The sequence below is a fragment of the Curtobacterium sp. Leaf261 genome (assembly GCF_001422205.1).
Lineage (GTDB): Bacteria > Actinomycetota > Actinomycetes > Actinomycetales > Microbacteriaceae > Curtobacterium.
The window spans coordinates 1-14449 of record NZ_LMMJ01000014.1 but is presented as its reverse complement, the minus strand read 5'-3'; the positions used below and the strand labels follow the sequence as shown (position 1 = coordinate 14449).

Here is a 14449-nt window from a genome sequence, read left to right as displayed (position 1 = left end):
TCCTCGTGCTCAGTTCGTCGGCGGGACGTAGAACTGCAGGTCGTTGCCCTCGGAGTCCTTGAACGGCGCGATCCGGCCCCACTCGTGGTCGGAGATCCCGCCGGTGAACTCGACGCCGGCCTCCGTCAGCCGCGCGACCTCGTCGTCGATCGTGCCGTCGGGCTGGAACGTGATGACCGCGCCGCCCTCCGACGACACCGAGGCGCTCTCGCGGCCGTTCAGTCCGATCAGGAGGCCGTTCCCGTCGATCTCGGACCAGTCCTCGTCCTCGCTCGTCACCGTGAGGCCGAGGTGGTCGCGGTAGAACGCCACCGCCCGGCTCATGTCCGTCACGGGGACCCACACTGCTGCAACACCGTTCGCCATCAGAACTCCTTCGTCTGCTCCGACGACGATCGCCGCCGGTCCGTCCACCGTGCTCGGTGGACCGTCGGAGCCGGCCGAGTCCGCCGCGGTTTGCGGACAGCAGGAGCGTCCGAGCAGCAGCTCCGTCGCACGGCCCTCAGGCTCCGGCGGCCCAGGACTCGAGGCGTTCGAGGCGTTCGAGTGCCTCCCGGTCGGTGTCGGACATGGCGGCCGCCTCGCGTGCCCCGAGCCAGATCTGCCCGGTGCTCCCGTCGATCGTGATGACGTCGCCCGCACTGATCACGACGCCGCCCGGCCCGGTCGCCCGGTCATCGGCGATCGTCAGGGCCGCCACACCGACCACGGCCGGGATGCCCCATCCGCGAGCGACGACGGCCGCATGCGACGCCAGTCCGCCCCGGGTGGTGACGATGCCCACCGACGCAGACATCCCCACGACGTCCTTCGGCGAGGTCTCCGGGCGCACCAGGACCACGTCGTCGGTCGCCTCGAGCGCCGCCTCGGACGAGAACACCACCGCGCCCGTGACGGTCCCCGGTGAGGCCCCGAGTCCGGTCGCGACGAGCGCGTCGTCGATGGGCGCGTCGTCGACGAGCGCGTCGTCCGTGCCACCGCCGGAGGCCGGCACCGCCGACAGCCGGGAGGCACGACCCGCGTCCCCGAGATCGCCCCGCGCCCGCAGCCGGATCGGCTCCGGCACACGCGACACCGCCTCGGCCGGCGTCAGGTCGACGTCCGGGTCGTCCACGAAGTCCACGGCGGTCCGCACGGCAGCGACGGCGCTGAGCTTGCCCGGGCGGGTCTGGAGCAGCCAGAGCCGACCCTCCTCCACCGTGAACTCGACGTCGCAGACCTGCCGGTAGTGCGCCTCGAGCCGATGGAGCACCGCCATGAGGTCGGCGTAGACCTCGGGGTCCTCGTCGGCGAGCTCCCGGATCGGCATCGGGTGGGCGCTGCCGTCGACGACGTCCTCACCCTGCCCGCCGACGAGGTAGTCGCCGTACGGTCCCGGCTCGCCGGTCGCCGGGTCGCGGGTGAACACCACGCCGGTGCCGGAGCGGGTCCCGCGGTTCCCGAACACCATGGCCTGCACGTTGACGGCGGTCCCGGCGTCCTCGTCGATGCCGTCGCGCTGCCGGTACGCCCTGGCGCGGTCGCTGTCCCACGACGAGAACACGGCCTCGATCGCCTCGCGGAGCTGCTCGGCCGGGTCGCTCGGCACCGACCGGCCGGAGGCTGCCAGGATGCGCGCCTGGAGGTCCGCGACCGACGAGGCGGACGCGTGCCCCGGGCTCGCAGGCTCGCCCGGCGCGTTCCGCGGATCGCTGGCGCGATCCCGCTGAGCGGAACGCGCCCGTCCGTCCCCGGCACCGATGACGGACGCGACCGGCCGGGACTCGGCGAGCGCCCCCGGGTCGATGCCCATCACGATGGTGGCGTACATGCGCAGGAACCGGCGGTAGCTGTCCCACGCGAACGCCTCGTCGCCCGTGGCCGCCGCGAGTCCACGCACGGTCTCGTCGTTCAGCCCGAGGTTCAGGACCGTGTCGAGCATCCCGGGCATCGAGACGGCAGCACCGCTCCGAACGGAGAGCAGGAGCGGGTCCGAGGCATCGCCGAGCGTGCGCCCCATCCGCTCCCCGAGCGCCGCGACGTGCGACGCGACCACCGAGTCCAACGAGGAGGGCCACCCACCGTGACGCCACATCCGGAACACCGGCAGCGCGATCGTGAAGCCGGGCGGGACGTCGAGGCCGAGCGCACCCGTCATCTCGGCGAGACCGGCGCCCTTGCCGCCGAGCAGGTCGGCGAGTTCGCGCGCCGGACGACCGTGGTCGTGGTCGAAGGCGAACACGGCTTCGGGGACTGTCGTCACGGGCACACTCCTGGGGGCGGATCGAAGGTCAACGGTACTCAGTTCGTTGCCGACCCCGTGTACCGTTTCCTCCACCCGCGTGGCGTCGTCGCCGCGCCCCGACTCGATGCGGCCGAGCAGCACGCCGCGCTCGCTGGAGGCACTCTCGCATGACGATCGACAGCGCACCCGCGGACCGTGCCACGACGGACCCGCGGGACATCGACCTCATGGACCTCCGGGCGTTCACCGAGGACCGTGACATGGCCGTGTTCCGGGAGCTGCGGGAGCACGACCCGGTGCACTGGAATGCACCGTCGGAGCGCGGTCCCGGGTTCTGGGCGCTCACGACGTACGCCGACGTCAAGGCCGCGGCGAGCGACACCGACCGCCTGACCGCCGCCGAGGGGACGCAGATCCTCGACCGCAAGGTGGAGGGCGCCCTGCAGAGCCTGCACAACATGGACGGGCAGGAGCACGTCGCCCTCCGCCGCGTGACGATCCCGCACCTCCGCGCCGTGAAGATCCAACGGTGGATGGCGATGATCGAGGAGTCGGTGACCCTGCTCCTCGACGACGCCGAGCGGCTCGGGTCGTTCGACCTGGTCGAGACGGTCAGCGCGCGACTGCCGATGCTCGTGCTGTCACGCGTGCTCGGGGTCCCCGCCGCGGACGCACCCCGGATGGTCGACTGGACGAACCGGCTGACGAGCTCCGACCCGGACGGGGTCGTGGACGCTGCCGCCCTCGCCGAGGCGCGCGACGAGCTGATGGGGTACTTCCAACACCTCACGGACACCCGGCGCGCGGACCCGCAGGACGACCTCATCAGCGTGATGGCGAACGGCGCCGTGAGAGGCGAGCCGCTCACCTGGAACCAGCTCGCGGCGTACTACATCCTCCTCGTCGCGGCCGGCAACGAGACGACCAGGCACCTGGTGTCCGGTGGCACCGTGGCCCTCGACGAGCACGATGCGTGGGGGCGTCTGGCGGCCGACCGGTCCCTGCTCGCGCCGACCGTCGAGGAGATGTTCCGCCACGTCAGCCCGGTCGCGGCGATGCGACGGACGGCGACGATGGACCTGTCGATCGGCGGGCGCGACATCACCGCCGGCGAGAAGGTCGTGCTGTGGTTCTCCGCGGCGAACCGGGACCCGGCGATGTTCGAGGACCCGGAGACCTTCCGGCTCGACCGCACCCCGAACGAGCACCTGTCGTTCGGCTGGGGCGCGCACTTCTGCCTCGGGTCGCACCTGGCCAGGGCCGAGGTCCGGTCCTTCTTCCGCGCGGTGCTCGACCGCGGGATCCGCCTGTCGCTCGACGGAGCGCCCGAGCGGCTGCGGGTGAACCTGTTCCGCGGGTGGGACCGCGTGCCGGTCCGGGTGGTCGGCGCATGAGCGGGATCACCGGCGTGTCCGCCGACCCCGTCGTGGTGCCGGAGCGGTCCGTGTTCATCGGCGGCGACTGGGTCTCGCCGGACGGCGAGCGCCCGCTCGACGTGGTGGACCCGGCGACCGAGCAGGTGATCGGGACCGTCCTCGACGCATCCCCCGGTCTCGCGCAGCGCGCGCTCCGAGACGCACGGGAGGCATGGGCCGGCTGGACAGCGCTCGCCCCGTCCGCACGTGCGGACCTGCTCGACCGCCTGGCCGGCGAGCTCGAGGCGCACCGTGACGAGCTCGCGACACTCTCCTCGCGGGAGATCGGCATGCCGCTCCGGGAATCCGGCGCGGTGCAGGTCGACCTGCCCGTCAAGGTGCTCCGGACCACAGCGGACATCGCGCGCGGGTTCGCGTGGGACACCCGCGACGCCTCGGGGAGCTCGATCGTGCGGGAGTCCGTCGGGGTCGTCCTCGCGATCACCCCGTGGAACTTCCCGCTCCACCAGATCGTCGCGAAGCTCGCCCCGGCCCTGGCCGCCGGGTGCACCGTCGTCCTGAAGCCCGCGGAGCTCACCCCGCTCGGCGCGCTGTTCCTGGCCGAGCTCGGTCGTCGTGCGGGGCTCCCTGCCGGGGTCTTCGACGTCGTGACCGGCACCGGCGCGACGACGGGTGAGGCGCTCCTCCAGGACGAGACCTGGGACGTCGTGTCGTTCACCGGCTCGCTCGGGGTGGGTCGCCACGTCGGCGCGGTCGCCGGCGGCCGTATCAAGCGGGCGACGCTGGAGCTCGGCGGCAAGTCGCCCGCCGTGGTCCTCGACGACGCCGACCTCGCCACCGCAGTCCGGACCACCGTGAAGAACTGCTTCACGAACGCCGGGCAGAAGTGCAACGCCCCGACCCGGCTTATCGTGCCGCGGGCCGCGCTGGACGAAGCCGTGGCGGTGGCCGTGACCGCTGCGGAGGCCTACGTGCTCGGCGATCCACTGGACCCCGCGACGACCATGGGCCCGATGGTGTCCGCCGGGCAGCGCGCGAAGGTCCTCGGGTTCGTGGACGCCGCCCGGGCTGCCGGTGCGACGATCGCCACGGGCGGCACGGCCGTCGACGGCACCGGGTGGTTCATGCACCCGACGATCGTCACCGACGTCGGCGAGCAGGACGACATCGTCCGTCAGGAGGTCTTCGGGCCGGTGCTCGTCGTCCAGGGCCACGACGGTCCCGACGACGCCGTCCGGATGGCCAACGACACCCCCTACGGCCTGTCGAGCGAGGTGTGGTCCGGCTCCGATGCGCGGGCCAGGGACCTCGCACGGCGGATCCGTGCCGGCCAGGTGCGGGTGAACGGCGTCCGGACCCCCGCGCTCCCGGTGTCGCCGTTCGGCGGCTACGGGGAGTCGGGGCTCGGTCGTGAGATGGGGCCGTTCGCGATCGAGGAGTACCTCGAGGTGAAGGCGGTCCTCGGCGACCCGGTGCCCGACGACGGCACGTTCGACGAGATCGACCCCCTCGCGTGAGCGCCACCATGCGCGCCGCGGTCGTGTTCGAGCCCGGCGGTCCGTTCACCGTCCGCGACGACGTCGTGCGTCGGGACCCGGGTCCCGACGAGGCCGTCGTCCGGATCCGCGCGGCGGGACTCTGCCACACCGACCTGTCGCTGGCCCGCGGCGACTTCGGGCAGCCCCTGCCGGCGGTCCTCGGGCACGAGGGCGCGGGCGAGGTGATCGCCGTCGGTGCCGACGTGACGGACGTCCGGGTCGGCGACCGCGTGGTCCTCAGCTGGGTCCCCGCGTGCGGACACTGCTCGGCCTGTCGTGCCGGCCAGCCGTACATCTGCCGGAACCGTCCCCGGTCCGCCGACCAGGGCGCAGCGCTGTCGGTCGGCGACACACCGGTGGTGGCCGGGATGGGCACCGCGACCCTCGCCACCGAGACCGTCGTGCCCGCCCGCTCCCTCATGCCGCTGCCCGACGACGTGCCGTTCGAGGTCGGGGCGCTCCTCGGCTGCGCGGTCCCGACCGGCTTCGGCGCTGCGGTCGACACGGCCGGCGTGCGACCCGGTGAGACCGTCCTCGTGATCGGGGCCGGAGCGGTCGGGCTGAACGCCGTGCAGGGCGCACGGATCGCCGGTGCGTCCCTGATCGCCGTCGTCGACCCCGATCCTGCGCGGCGCCGGCTCGCCGAGTCGCTCGGGTCGATCGTCACGGCGGCCCCGGGCGAGCGCGGGCCGTCCACCGCCGTCGAGACCGGCGGCGGGTTCGACGTGGCGATCGACGCCGTCGGCGTCTCCGGCACGATCCGCTCGGCCTGGGACGCCACCCGACGCGGCGGACGGGTCGTCGTGGTGGGCGCCGGACGTGCGGACGACATGGTGTCCTTCAGCGCGCAGGAACTGTTCCACGAGGCGAAGAGCATCACGGGCTCGTTCTACGGGTCGAGCGACATGCGGGTGCAGGTGCCGAGGATGACCGAGCTGTGGCGCACCGGCCAACTCCGGCTCGATGCGTTCCTGGAGCGGGTCGTGCCGCTCGAGGGCCTCGAGGCCGCGGCCGCCGAGCAGCGCGCCGGCCAGGTCCTCCGCGTGATCGTGACCCCCTGACCCGCGGCGGGTGTGTCGGTTTGCCCGCACAGCGACCGATTCCCCCGACTTCTCCGCCGATCTCGTCGTTCCGCCCGGAAAGCGACAGGTCCGATCGGCCGTCGACCGCGTCCTCGTGCGCTCCGGCCGCCGCACGCACTAGGTTCTGATCGACAGGAACACCATCCGGCCGGTCGACCAATCCGAGGCCCCTCCCGGTCCGGATCACTCGCAACCCATCGCAGCGCGACGTCGCGCCCGAACCCCGGAGGACGAATGTCCCAGCAGATCACCGACAACGGCACGACGTTCGAGCAGGTCGGGACCGGCCTCACCGTCTACGAGACCGACCAGGTCGTCGAGGGCGTCGTCAAGTGGCTCGAGACACCGGAGGACGTCATCGCCTTCGTCGCGGACGACGCCGACGTGTCCGACGTGGTCGTGCTCTCCCGAGGCGGCACCACGACCTTCCTGACGATGGCCCTGAACGCCGGCGTCCGCGGCGTCGTCACCCTGCAGGGCGCCCCGGAGAGCCACCTCGGCATCCTGTGCCGCGAGTACGGCATCCCCGCCGTCATGAGCGTCACCTTCGACAAGGGCGTCCGGACGGGCCGCGGCGAGACGATCCCCGCCGACGGCGTCCGGATCCGCCTCGACGTCAGCGAGCGACCGCAGGGCAGAGTCCTGGTCGAGGAGGGCGCCCCGGTCGACGACTCCCCCGCCCCGGAGAGCGCCGCACCCGCGATGAGCGCCGAGGAGCTCGCGCAGATCATGCTGCTCCTCGAGAAGTTCGGCGGCGTCGTCCCGAAGGGCGTCGAGGGCGACCGGGTCATGCAGGAGAAGATGACCACGAAGGTGCTGTACGTCGACGACGACGCGCTCCCCGACCTGACGCGCGAGGAGGTCAACGACGCGATCGGGTACTACACGTGGAACGAGTGGGACGCCCTCGCCTCCCGCGCCACCGAGGGCGAGTCCGGCCTCATCCCCCGCCAGGAGTACGAGGCGATGGGCCTCATGAACTGCTGGTTCATGCACCCGAAGTGGCTCCGCGCGATCGAGGACGGCGTCGGCAAGCAGGGTGTCATCGACATCGCGGCGACGGCGAAGCGCGAGATCGGCACGAAGATCAACATGCTCCACATCTGGGCGATGGCGACCGCGCCGTCGTTCGGCCGTGGCATCGCCCTCGAGCTGAACCTCCACGAGGAGGACTACAAGGGCGACCGCATCCGCGACGCGTTCGGGGTCGTCCGCCGCATGTACAAGGGCTTCTGGGGGAACGGCCCGATCCTCACCTCGATGAAGGACTACCGCGCCGAGGTGCTCGACCGCGACTGGATCGACCGCTTCACCGCGGACCGGATCGCCCTCACCGAGGACGCCGACCGGTCGACCTTCCAGCGCTTCCAGGGCGCGGCCGAGCTCATGGGCTTCCTGCTGCACTTCGACAACCGGCTCGGCGTCTCGGACCACGGCCCGTACCCGACCGACGACGGCGGCTTCGTCCTGGTCCGCGACATCTTCCTGAACGAGCCGGCCTGGCACTGGAACGACCCGGCGTCGCCGCTGCCCTGGTCGGTCACCACGGCGATGTTCTTCGGCCCGGACTCCGGCCTCGACGTGCAGGTGGTCGACATCTCGACGGTGTTCACGAAGCCGGCGAACTACGTGCCGTACATCACCCACGTCGCCGCGTACTCGCGTCCGACCTGGGATGCACCGATGTCGGGCATCACCCAGCTCGACCTCGACGACATGACCGCCCTCCGCACCCAGGCCGAGCAGCAGTCGGCCGCGCTCTACGGGCGCATCGCGAAGATGGACAAGCGCGAGAAGATCGAGGCCGGCGCCCTGACGTACACGGCCGGGTTCGCCCTGCCGTTCGCCCGCGCCGCCGGCATGGTCGACGAGCTCACCGAGCACCACGACTTCCTCGACATCCACCCCGCGGTGGCGGCCTGCTACGACACGATCGTGGCCGGACTCGCGACCGAGATGATCCCGCGCCTGTTCCTCACCGGCTCGTGGGCACACCAGGTGTCCGAGCACACGACCGACGACATCGCCTCCGACGGGTCCGAGTTCACGGTGCTCCAGGCCCTACGCGTCCGGGGCTTCGCGACCACCGAGCAGATCGTGGAGAGCACCGGGCTGACCGAGGTCGTCATCGAGTCGACGCTCGCGGGAACGGACGAGCGCGGTCACACCCAGGTCACCGGCGGCAAGCGGGCGATGCACACGCTGACCCCCGCCGGCCGGGCCCGCTCGGTGCTGCTCGCCGACGACCGGCTCTCCAAGGCCGATCGCGCGACGATCAGCGGCGTCTACGAGTCGTTCCTCTTCCCGAACCGCGACTTCAAGCAGCTGACGACCGACGCGCAGTCCGGCGCGGACGTCGCGGACCGCCTCGACGCCGTGCACCAGACGATCGGTGGCGTGATCGGCGAACTCGTGTCCGTCGACCCGCGGTTCGGCCGGTACAGCGACCGGTTCGAGGCCGCGATCGCCGGGTACCGCGCTGGCGACCGCGACGCCCTCGCACGCCCGCTGTCGGGTTCGTACCACGACGTGTGGATGGAACTGCACGAGGACCTCATCGCGACGCTCGGTCGCGTCCGCACCGAGGACGACGAGTAGGCCAGGACCGGACGAGCGGTCCGGGATCGGACTGGAGGGACGGGGCGCGTCCGACACGCGTGTCCCGCCCCGTCCTCCCCAGGTCACGAGTCGGCCACAGGGGTGAACCGATTCGATAACGACGGTCCACCCCGCGGAGAACGCCCCATACCGTCGAGGGGTGGCTCGTCGTCTCTTCATCACGACGCTCGCCGCGGTCGCCCTGCTCGTGAGCGGGTGCACCGCCGTGGGCGCGGTCGCCGTGCCCGGCGATCCCGGCTCCGCCGCGGGGCCACGGTCGGAGTCGCGGCCGATCGGACGCAGTGCGGTCGCCGACGACGGCACGGTCCCGGACGCCTCGGCGTCGGCGCGCGCCACGGCCCGGGAACGTCGGCTGCTGCGCGGCACCGACACCATCCAGCTCGACGCCGAACAGCTCGCCCTGACCGGACCGGACCTCCTCCGCACCCGGTCGATGCGGGACACGGACGGCACGATCGCCACCCTCACCGCGCTGCTCGGCCGCCCGAAGGTCACCCAGACGGTGGTCGGGGACGGTGCGCACTGCGTCCCGGCCAGCACCTCGTACACGTGGGGTGGAGCACTCCGCATCATCGACCTCGCCACGACGGCGGCCGCGGGCAACGGGTACGACGTCCGCATCCTCGCCGCGAGCGTCCGGTCGCGCTCCGGCTCCACGATCCACCTGCAGGGTCCCGACGGTGTGTCGGTCGGCGACGACATCGCCGACCGGGTCGGAGCCGCCCCGGACACCGACAAGGAGTCCTACGGCTCCGACGGTGACGCGGACTGGCAGATCGTGCTCGAGCGCGGCTGGTCCCGCGCGGGCGACGGCGATCGGACACGCGACGGCGTCAACGGCGTCAGCGCGATCACCTCGGGCACGACGGTCACGGTCCTCGGGTCGCCGATGCCGGTGCACTCCTCGGCCGACTGCTAGGGCGTCCGAGCTCCCTCCAACGGCCCGCCCGGGCGGAGCGTCGCCACGACCGGGAAGTGGTCACTCGCCGCCCAGGTCTCCGGCCCGTCGTGGTCGATCCGAACCGACTCCACGGCGACGTCCCCGCGCGTGAGGATCCAGTCGATGCGGACGCCGTCGGACGTCGGCGGCCGCCAGTCGTTGAAGCTCGACACCGGGTCCGTCGCCCCGACCGCCGTCCACGTGTCGACGTAGCCCGCCGACACGAACGGCGGCGTCGCGGCACCGAGTCCCGCCCCCTCGTTGAAGTCCCCGGTGACGACGACCGGCCCGTCGACCTCGGCCATCCGCCGGGCGATGAGCTCGGCGCTCCGCCGACGGACCTCGTCGCCGTTCGCGGACGCCTCGTGGTCGAGGTGCGTCGTGAGCACGGTGAAGTCGCCCCCGGTGCGTCGGTCCCGGAACCGTCCCCACGTCGCCATCCGCATGAACACGCTCCCCCACGTGTTCGAGGCGACCACGTCCGGGGTGTCCGAGAGCCAGAACACACCGTCGCCGAGGAGCTCGAGCCGGTCCGCCCGGAAGAACACCGCGGAGTGCTCGCCGGCCGTCCCGCCCTCGCGGCCCTGTCCGATGTCCGCCCATCCCGGGAGACCGGCGCGGAGGTCGTCCATCTGGCCGGCGAAGGCCTCCTGCACGCAGAGCACGTCCGGGGCGTTCCGGCGGACCACGTCGAGCAGGACCGGCAACCGTCGTTCCCAGTGGTGCTCCGGCTCGGGGTTCTTGATGTTGTAGGTCATGACGGTCAGCGGCGCTGATGTGTTCGACACCGTTCGACCGTACCGGGGCCGTCGACCTCGCGGACTCAGGCGGAGCGCACCGCGACGATGGGGACGTCCACGACGTCGCCCCACGTCGCGGAGAGAAGGCCCGTGGCGTCGTCCGGCGTCCACCGCCCGTCGAGCAGGCGGCGCACCACCAGCTGCGCGTTCGGCAGGGTGACCGTCGTCGAGACGGCGTCCGAGGACGTGACCACGTCGGAGGCCGCAACCACGTCCGAGGCCGGAGCGATCCCGAGGACCGGCACCGTCCCTCCAGTGCGACCATCGCCCGCGGCGCGGACGGAACCGTGCGCGAGCACCGAGGGCACCCGTTCGACGGGTCCGTCCGGGCCGTCGATCATCTCGCGCGCCTGCGTCCCCCCGGTCCGGACGACCTCGATGACCGCCGCGAGCGCCACCGGGTCGACCGCGGCGTCGTACGTCCACCGGGTCCCGAGCACCGAGTGCTCCATCGTCCCGAGGAGTCCGGCCTCGGCACCCTCGAGCGGGGCGTCACGGTAGGTCAGCGGCAGCAGGAGCAGCGCCCCCGACACGGTCCCCGCGACGATGAACTCGATGCCGACTCGTCCCTCAGGGTCGTCGAGGCGGAACGCCCCGGGCTTCGTCAGCGACGTGTCGGATCCGCCCGTCCACCACGGCTGCCGACCGATCCACGCGGCGGCGAGGTCGAGCTTGCCGGGGACGATCGTCGAACGGTGCAGGAGAGCCATGCCCGGAGCGTACCGGCCGGTGGTGGACCGCCGGCGTCCGGGGCGGTCGGGCGGACACGCGACGACGCCCCTCCCGCAGATCGGTGCGGGAGGGGCGTCGTGGACCTGCGGGGGCCGCTCAGGCGTCGACGCGGGCCTCGGCGAGCGTCGGGTAGTCGGTGTAGCCCTCGGCCGAGTCGCCGTAGAACGTGTTCGCGTTCGGGGTGTTCTCCCCGGCGTCCTGCTCCCAGCGCACCACGAGGTCGGGGTTCGCGATGGCCGCGCGCCCGGTCGCCACCGCATCGGCGACACCGTCGGCGACGTAGCCGATGGCCTCCTCGCGCGTGGTGACCGACGCGAAGCCGGTGTTGGCGATGAACGGCGCGCCGACCGTCGTCCGGAGGTGCTGGACGAACTCGCCCGCGGGCTCGGCGTGCAGCACGTCGAGGAACGCGATGCCGACGGGAGCGATGCCCTCCGCGATCGCGGTGTAGGTCGCACGGACGTCGTCGGCGTCCTCCTCGAGGACACCCTGGATGTTGTGCGACGGGCTGAGGCGGATGCCGGTGCGGCCCGCGCCGACGGCCTCGGCCACGGCGGTGACGACCTCGACCGCGAGGCGTGCCCGGTTCTCCGGGGACCCGCCGTACTCGTCGGTGCGGACGTTCGACACCGGCGACATGAACTCGTGGACCAGGTAGCCGTTCGCGCCGTGGACCTCGACGCCGTCCATGCCGGCCTCGATCGCGTTGCGGGCGGCCTGCACGAAGGTGGCGACGACCTCGCGGACCTCGTCCGTGGTGAGCTCGTGCGGCACGGGCATCGCGACCTTGCCGTTCGCGGTGTGGGTCTCGCCGGGTGCTGCGATCGCGCTCGGGCCGACGATCCGCGGCGTCTCGGAGATGTCGGTGTGCGAGACACGTCCGCCGTGCATGAGCTGCATGACGATCGTGCCGCCCTCGGCGTGCACGGCGTCGGTCACGCGCTTCCAGCCGGCGATCTGCTCGGGGGTCTCGATGCCGGGCTGGCCGGGGTACGAGCGCCCCTCCTGGATCGGCCAGGTCCCCTCGGTGACGATCAGACCGAGGCCGGCGCGCTGGGCGTAGTGCTCGACGAGGAGATCGTTCGGGATCCCCTTCGAGCCGGCCCTTGTGCGCGTGAGCGGAGCCATGACGATGCGGTTGCGGAGCTGGAGGTCGCCGAACTGGGCGGAGTCGAAGATGTTCATCGTGGGGCCGAACGCAGCCGCGCCGAGTTCCATTCCGCAACACACCGCTCGCCAGCCACGACACCGCCCCGCAGAGCGGTGCCGCGCTCGGAGCGCGGTGCGGTACACCCGGCACCGCCGCCGGCTCCCCGCACTGGGGGAGGCGACTCCCCGCGGGGATCGGATACCGTCCGACCATGACGAGTCAGCCGACGACCGGACCGGTGCCGCGCCTCCAGACCGACACGGCGTCGCACGCGACCCGTGTCGCCCGGGCAGCGCGCGGCGCGCGTCCGCTCCGCGGTCTCCCGTTCACGGTCGGCGGCACCGTGGCGATCGTCCTCCTCGTCCTCGCGATCGTCGGCATGCTGGTCGCCGGTGAGTCCGGCCGGATGCGCGCAGCCGGCAACGCCCTCATCGTCGCGACCGCGTTCGCGATCATCGTCATCGCGATCGTCGTCGCGAGCATCCCCCGGATCAACCGCGACCGGGTCCTCCGCCGACGGTTCCCCGACGCGCTCGTGGTGACCGTCGGACGCGGCGTCCACACCGGGACCCGCTCGCTCGTGGTCGACCACGGCACGGTCGGCATCTGGGCCACCGCACGGGACGCCGAGCCGGAGTCGTCCTGGGGCCTCGAGACCATCACGCGGGCAGTCGCGGTCCCGAGTCGGCGCCGGATCCAGCGCACCGCCGACATCGTGCTCGTCGTCGACGGCCGCGACGAGCTGTTCCGACCGTTCCGCAGCGCGGCGTCGTTCGCCGAACGGATGCCGCTCGCCGCCGTCGAGGACGTCGTGCGGTCGCTCCGGATCGGCTGAGCCAGCCCGCGACACCGAGGCGCTGACCCCCAGAACTGGCGCTATCCGTGGGGCCGTCCGGCCGTGTTCCATGGGACCAACGCGATCGTCGACCGCGATCGTCACCGGTGATCCCCGAACGACGACACCTGATCGCCCGCACCGCCGACCCGGCCGTCGCCGATCGCTCCCGAACCGAAGGAACCCGCCATGGACGCACCGGACAGCGTGGCACCGGCACCCGCCACCGAGGACCACCTGCAGGAGCGGGTCAGGATCATCGAGGGTGCGATCGCGGTCTTCTCCCGCCAGTCCTACCGGCGCACGACGATGAAGGACATCGCCGACGAGCTCGACATGTCGATCGACGACGTGCAGCAGTACTTCCCGTCGTGGCAGGGGCTCATCCTCTCGACCGTGAACGCGTGGCAGAACCAGCGGACGGGCGGTCTGGCCCACGTCGCCCGCGACCAGGGGATCCTGATGTACATGCGGCGGCTCGTCGAGGACACCGTCGCGGAGCCGATGCTCCCGCGGATGCTGCTGTCCGTCCTGGCCGAGGCGACCGACCCGACCCACCCGTCGTCGGCCTACCTCCAGACGCGGTACGAGGCGTACCACCAGATCATCATCACGGGCGTCGAGCACGACATCGCGCTCGGTCGTCTCCCCGTCGGGCTCGACGCCGTGCGGGCCGCGGAGCACATCGTGGCGATCTGGGAGGGGTACCGGATGCAGTCCCTGCTCCGACCAGGGATGGACCTCCTGAAGGCCTTCGACCATTCGCTCGGGATGCTCGTCCGCGAGTGGGGCGTGGAGTAGCGATCGTCGGTACGGGCCGCGCCCCCGCGCGCTGCTTGGGGCGGGTGTTCTCAACACGCCGGTCCGGCGAGAACACGGTGATCCGGGTGTTCGGCCCGGAGGCGCGTGTTCAGGACACGTGCCGGCGCAGAACCGCGCGTGACGTGCGCGGCGCACGCGCAGACGGACTGGAGGGACGGTGCCAGCTGGCACCGTCCCTCCAGTCCGTGTGTGGTCGCGTCAGCGACGCGAGGCGCTCCGACCGGCGAAGCGCAGGTAGATGAAGAGCACGATGATCGCGCCGATGATGGAGCCGATGATGCCGGCGGGCTGGAAGAAGCCGTCCATCGGGTCGTGCTGGAAGATGAGGAAC

Annotated in this window: 13 protein-coding genes; 7 read left to right on the top strand and 6 right to left on the bottom strand. The window is 72.2% G+C overall.

Annotation, left to right across the window (positions count from 1 at the left end):
* Positions 1–9: 9 nt before the first annotated feature.
* Both ASF23_RS17150 and ASF23_RS17145 read right to left on the bottom strand, forming a co-directional pair.
* Positions 10–366 carry a VOC family protein gene (locus ASF23_RS17150; protein ID WP_055956650.1) on the bottom strand — a complete coding sequence of 119 codons (357 nt, stop codon included), beginning with the start codon at positions 364–366 and terminating at the stop codon, positions 10–12.
* 136 nt (positions 367–502) lie between these two features.
* The gene (locus ASF23_RS17145; RefSeq protein ID WP_200919395.1) at positions 503–2242 is read right to left on the bottom strand and encodes a PEP/pyruvate-binding domain-containing protein; all 1740 of its coding nucleotides are present in this window, start codon (positions 2240–2242) and stop codon (positions 503–505) included.
* 149 nt (positions 2243–2391) lie between these two features.
* On the opposite strand from ASF23_RS17145, the gene ASF23_RS17140 reads away from it, so the two are divergent.
* The 5 genes from ASF23_RS17140 to ASF23_RS17120 all read left to right on the top strand — a co-directional run bounded on the left by ASF23_RS17140 (position 2392) and on the right by ASF23_RS17120 (position 9758).
* The gene (locus tag ASF23_RS17140; RefSeq protein WP_055956646.1) at positions 2392–3618 is read left to right on the top strand and encodes a cytochrome P450; all 1227 of its coding nucleotides are present in this window, start codon (positions 2392–2394) and stop codon (positions 3616–3618) included.
* The gene (locus ASF23_RS17135) at positions 3615–5117 is read left to right on the top strand and encodes an aldehyde dehydrogenase family protein (RefSeq protein WP_055956879.1); all 1503 of its coding nucleotides are present in this window, start codon (positions 3615–3617) and stop codon (positions 5115–5117) included. The genes ASF23_RS17140 and ASF23_RS17135 overlap by 4 nt, the downstream gene beginning before the upstream one ends.
* Positions 5114–6199 (top strand): alcohol dehydrogenase catalytic domain-containing protein, encoded by a 1086-nt coding sequence (locus tag ASF23_RS17130; protein ID WP_200919394.1) that lies wholly within the window; start codon positions 5114–5116, stop codon positions 6197–6199. The genes ASF23_RS17135 and ASF23_RS17130 overlap by 4 nt, the downstream gene beginning before the upstream one ends.
* A 255-nt stretch (positions 6200–6454) precedes the next feature.
* On the top strand, positions 6455–8818 hold the full coding sequence (locus ASF23_RS17125; RefSeq protein WP_055956642.1) for a PEP-utilizing enzyme: 2364 nt from the start codon (positions 6455–6457) through the stop codon (positions 8816–8818).
* A gap of 160 nt (positions 8819–8978) precedes the next feature.
* A complete protein-coding gene (locus ASF23_RS17120; protein WP_055956639.1) occupies positions 8979–9758 on the top strand; it encodes a hypothetical protein in 780 nt (259 codons plus the stop codon).
* Here the strand turns inward: ASF23_RS17120 and ASF23_RS17115 are convergent.
* From ASF23_RS17115 to ASF23_RS17105, 3 genes are all read right to left on the bottom strand, one after another.
* Positions 9755–10567 (bottom strand): endonuclease/exonuclease/phosphatase family protein, encoded by an 813-nt coding sequence (locus ASF23_RS17115; RefSeq protein WP_055956636.1) that lies wholly within the window; start codon positions 10565–10567, stop codon positions 9755–9757. The genes ASF23_RS17120 and ASF23_RS17115 overlap by 4 nt on opposite strands.
* Before the next feature lie 35 nt (positions 10568–10602).
* Complete coding sequence (locus tag ASF23_RS17110) at positions 10603–11289, bottom strand: maltokinase N-terminal cap-like domain-containing protein (protein WP_055956633.1); 687 nt, start codon at positions 11287–11289, stop codon at positions 10603–10605.
* A 118-nt stretch (positions 11290–11407) separates the two neighbouring features.
* Entirely contained in the window at positions 11408–12496 is a 1089-nt protein-coding gene (locus ASF23_RS17105; protein WP_055956876.1) for an alkene reductase, read from the bottom strand.
* 176 nt (positions 12497–12672) lie between these two features.
* Between ASF23_RS17105 and ASF23_RS17100 the strand changes: the two genes are divergently transcribed.
* Positions 12673–13296, top strand: coding sequence for a hypothetical protein (locus ASF23_RS17100; protein WP_055956631.1), 624 nt, complete (start codon positions 12673–12675; stop codon positions 13294–13296).
* A 189-nt stretch (positions 13297–13485) separates the two neighbouring features.
* Positions 13486–14097: a TetR/AcrR family transcriptional regulator gene (locus ASF23_RS17095; RefSeq protein WP_082474284.1), complete on the top strand. Its 612-nt coding sequence runs from the start codon at positions 13486–13488 to the stop codon at positions 14095–14097.
* A 219-nt stretch (positions 14098–14316) separates the two neighbouring features.
* On the opposite strand, the gene ASF23_RS17090 is transcribed toward ASF23_RS17095, so the two are convergent.
* Positions 14317–14424 carry a GlsB/YeaQ/YmgE family stress response membrane protein gene (locus tag ASF23_RS17090; RefSeq protein WP_082474297.1) on the bottom strand — a complete coding sequence of 36 codons (108 nt, stop codon included), beginning with the start codon at positions 14422–14424 and terminating at the stop codon, positions 14317–14319.
* Positions 14425–14449: the final 25 nt, after the last annotated feature.

What these genes read in the sequence shown, in the direction of transcription:
- ASF23_RS17150 (WP_055956650.1), bottom strand. Translation starts at nt 366, where the DNA reads ATGGCGAACGGTGTTGCAGCAGTGTGGGTCCCCGTGACGGACATGAGC.
- ASF23_RS17140 (WP_055956646.1), top strand. Translation starts at nt 2,392, where the DNA reads ATGACGATCGACAGCGCACCCGCGGACCGTGCCACGACGGACCCGCGG.
- ASF23_RS17135 (WP_055956879.1), top strand. Translation starts at nt 3,615, where the DNA reads ATGAGCGGGATCACCGGCGTGTCCGCCGACCCCGTCGTGGTGCCGGAG.
- ASF23_RS17125 (WP_055956642.1), top strand. Translation starts at nt 6,455, where the DNA reads ATGTCCCAGCAGATCACCGACAACGGCACGACGTTCGAGCAGGTCGGG.
- ASF23_RS17110 (WP_055956633.1), bottom strand. Translation starts at nt 11,289, where the DNA reads ATGGCTCTCCTGCACCGTTCGACGATCGTCCCCGGCAAGCTCGACCTC.
- ASF23_RS17105 (WP_055956876.1), bottom strand. Translation starts at nt 12,496, where the DNA reads ATGAACATCTTCGACTCCGCCCAGTTCGGCGACCTCCAGCTCCGCAAC.
- ASF23_RS17100 (WP_055956631.1), top strand. Translation starts at nt 12,673, where the DNA reads ATGACGAGTCAGCCGACGACCGGACCGGTGCCGCGCCTCCAGACCGAC.
- ASF23_RS17095 (WP_082474284.1), top strand. Translation starts at nt 13,486, where the DNA reads ATGGACGCACCGGACAGCGTGGCACCGGCACCCGCCACCGAGGACCAC.
- ASF23_RS17090 (WP_082474297.1), bottom strand. Translation starts at nt 14,424, where the DNA reads ATGGACGGCTTCTTCCAGCCCGCCGGCATCATCGGCTCCATCATCGGC.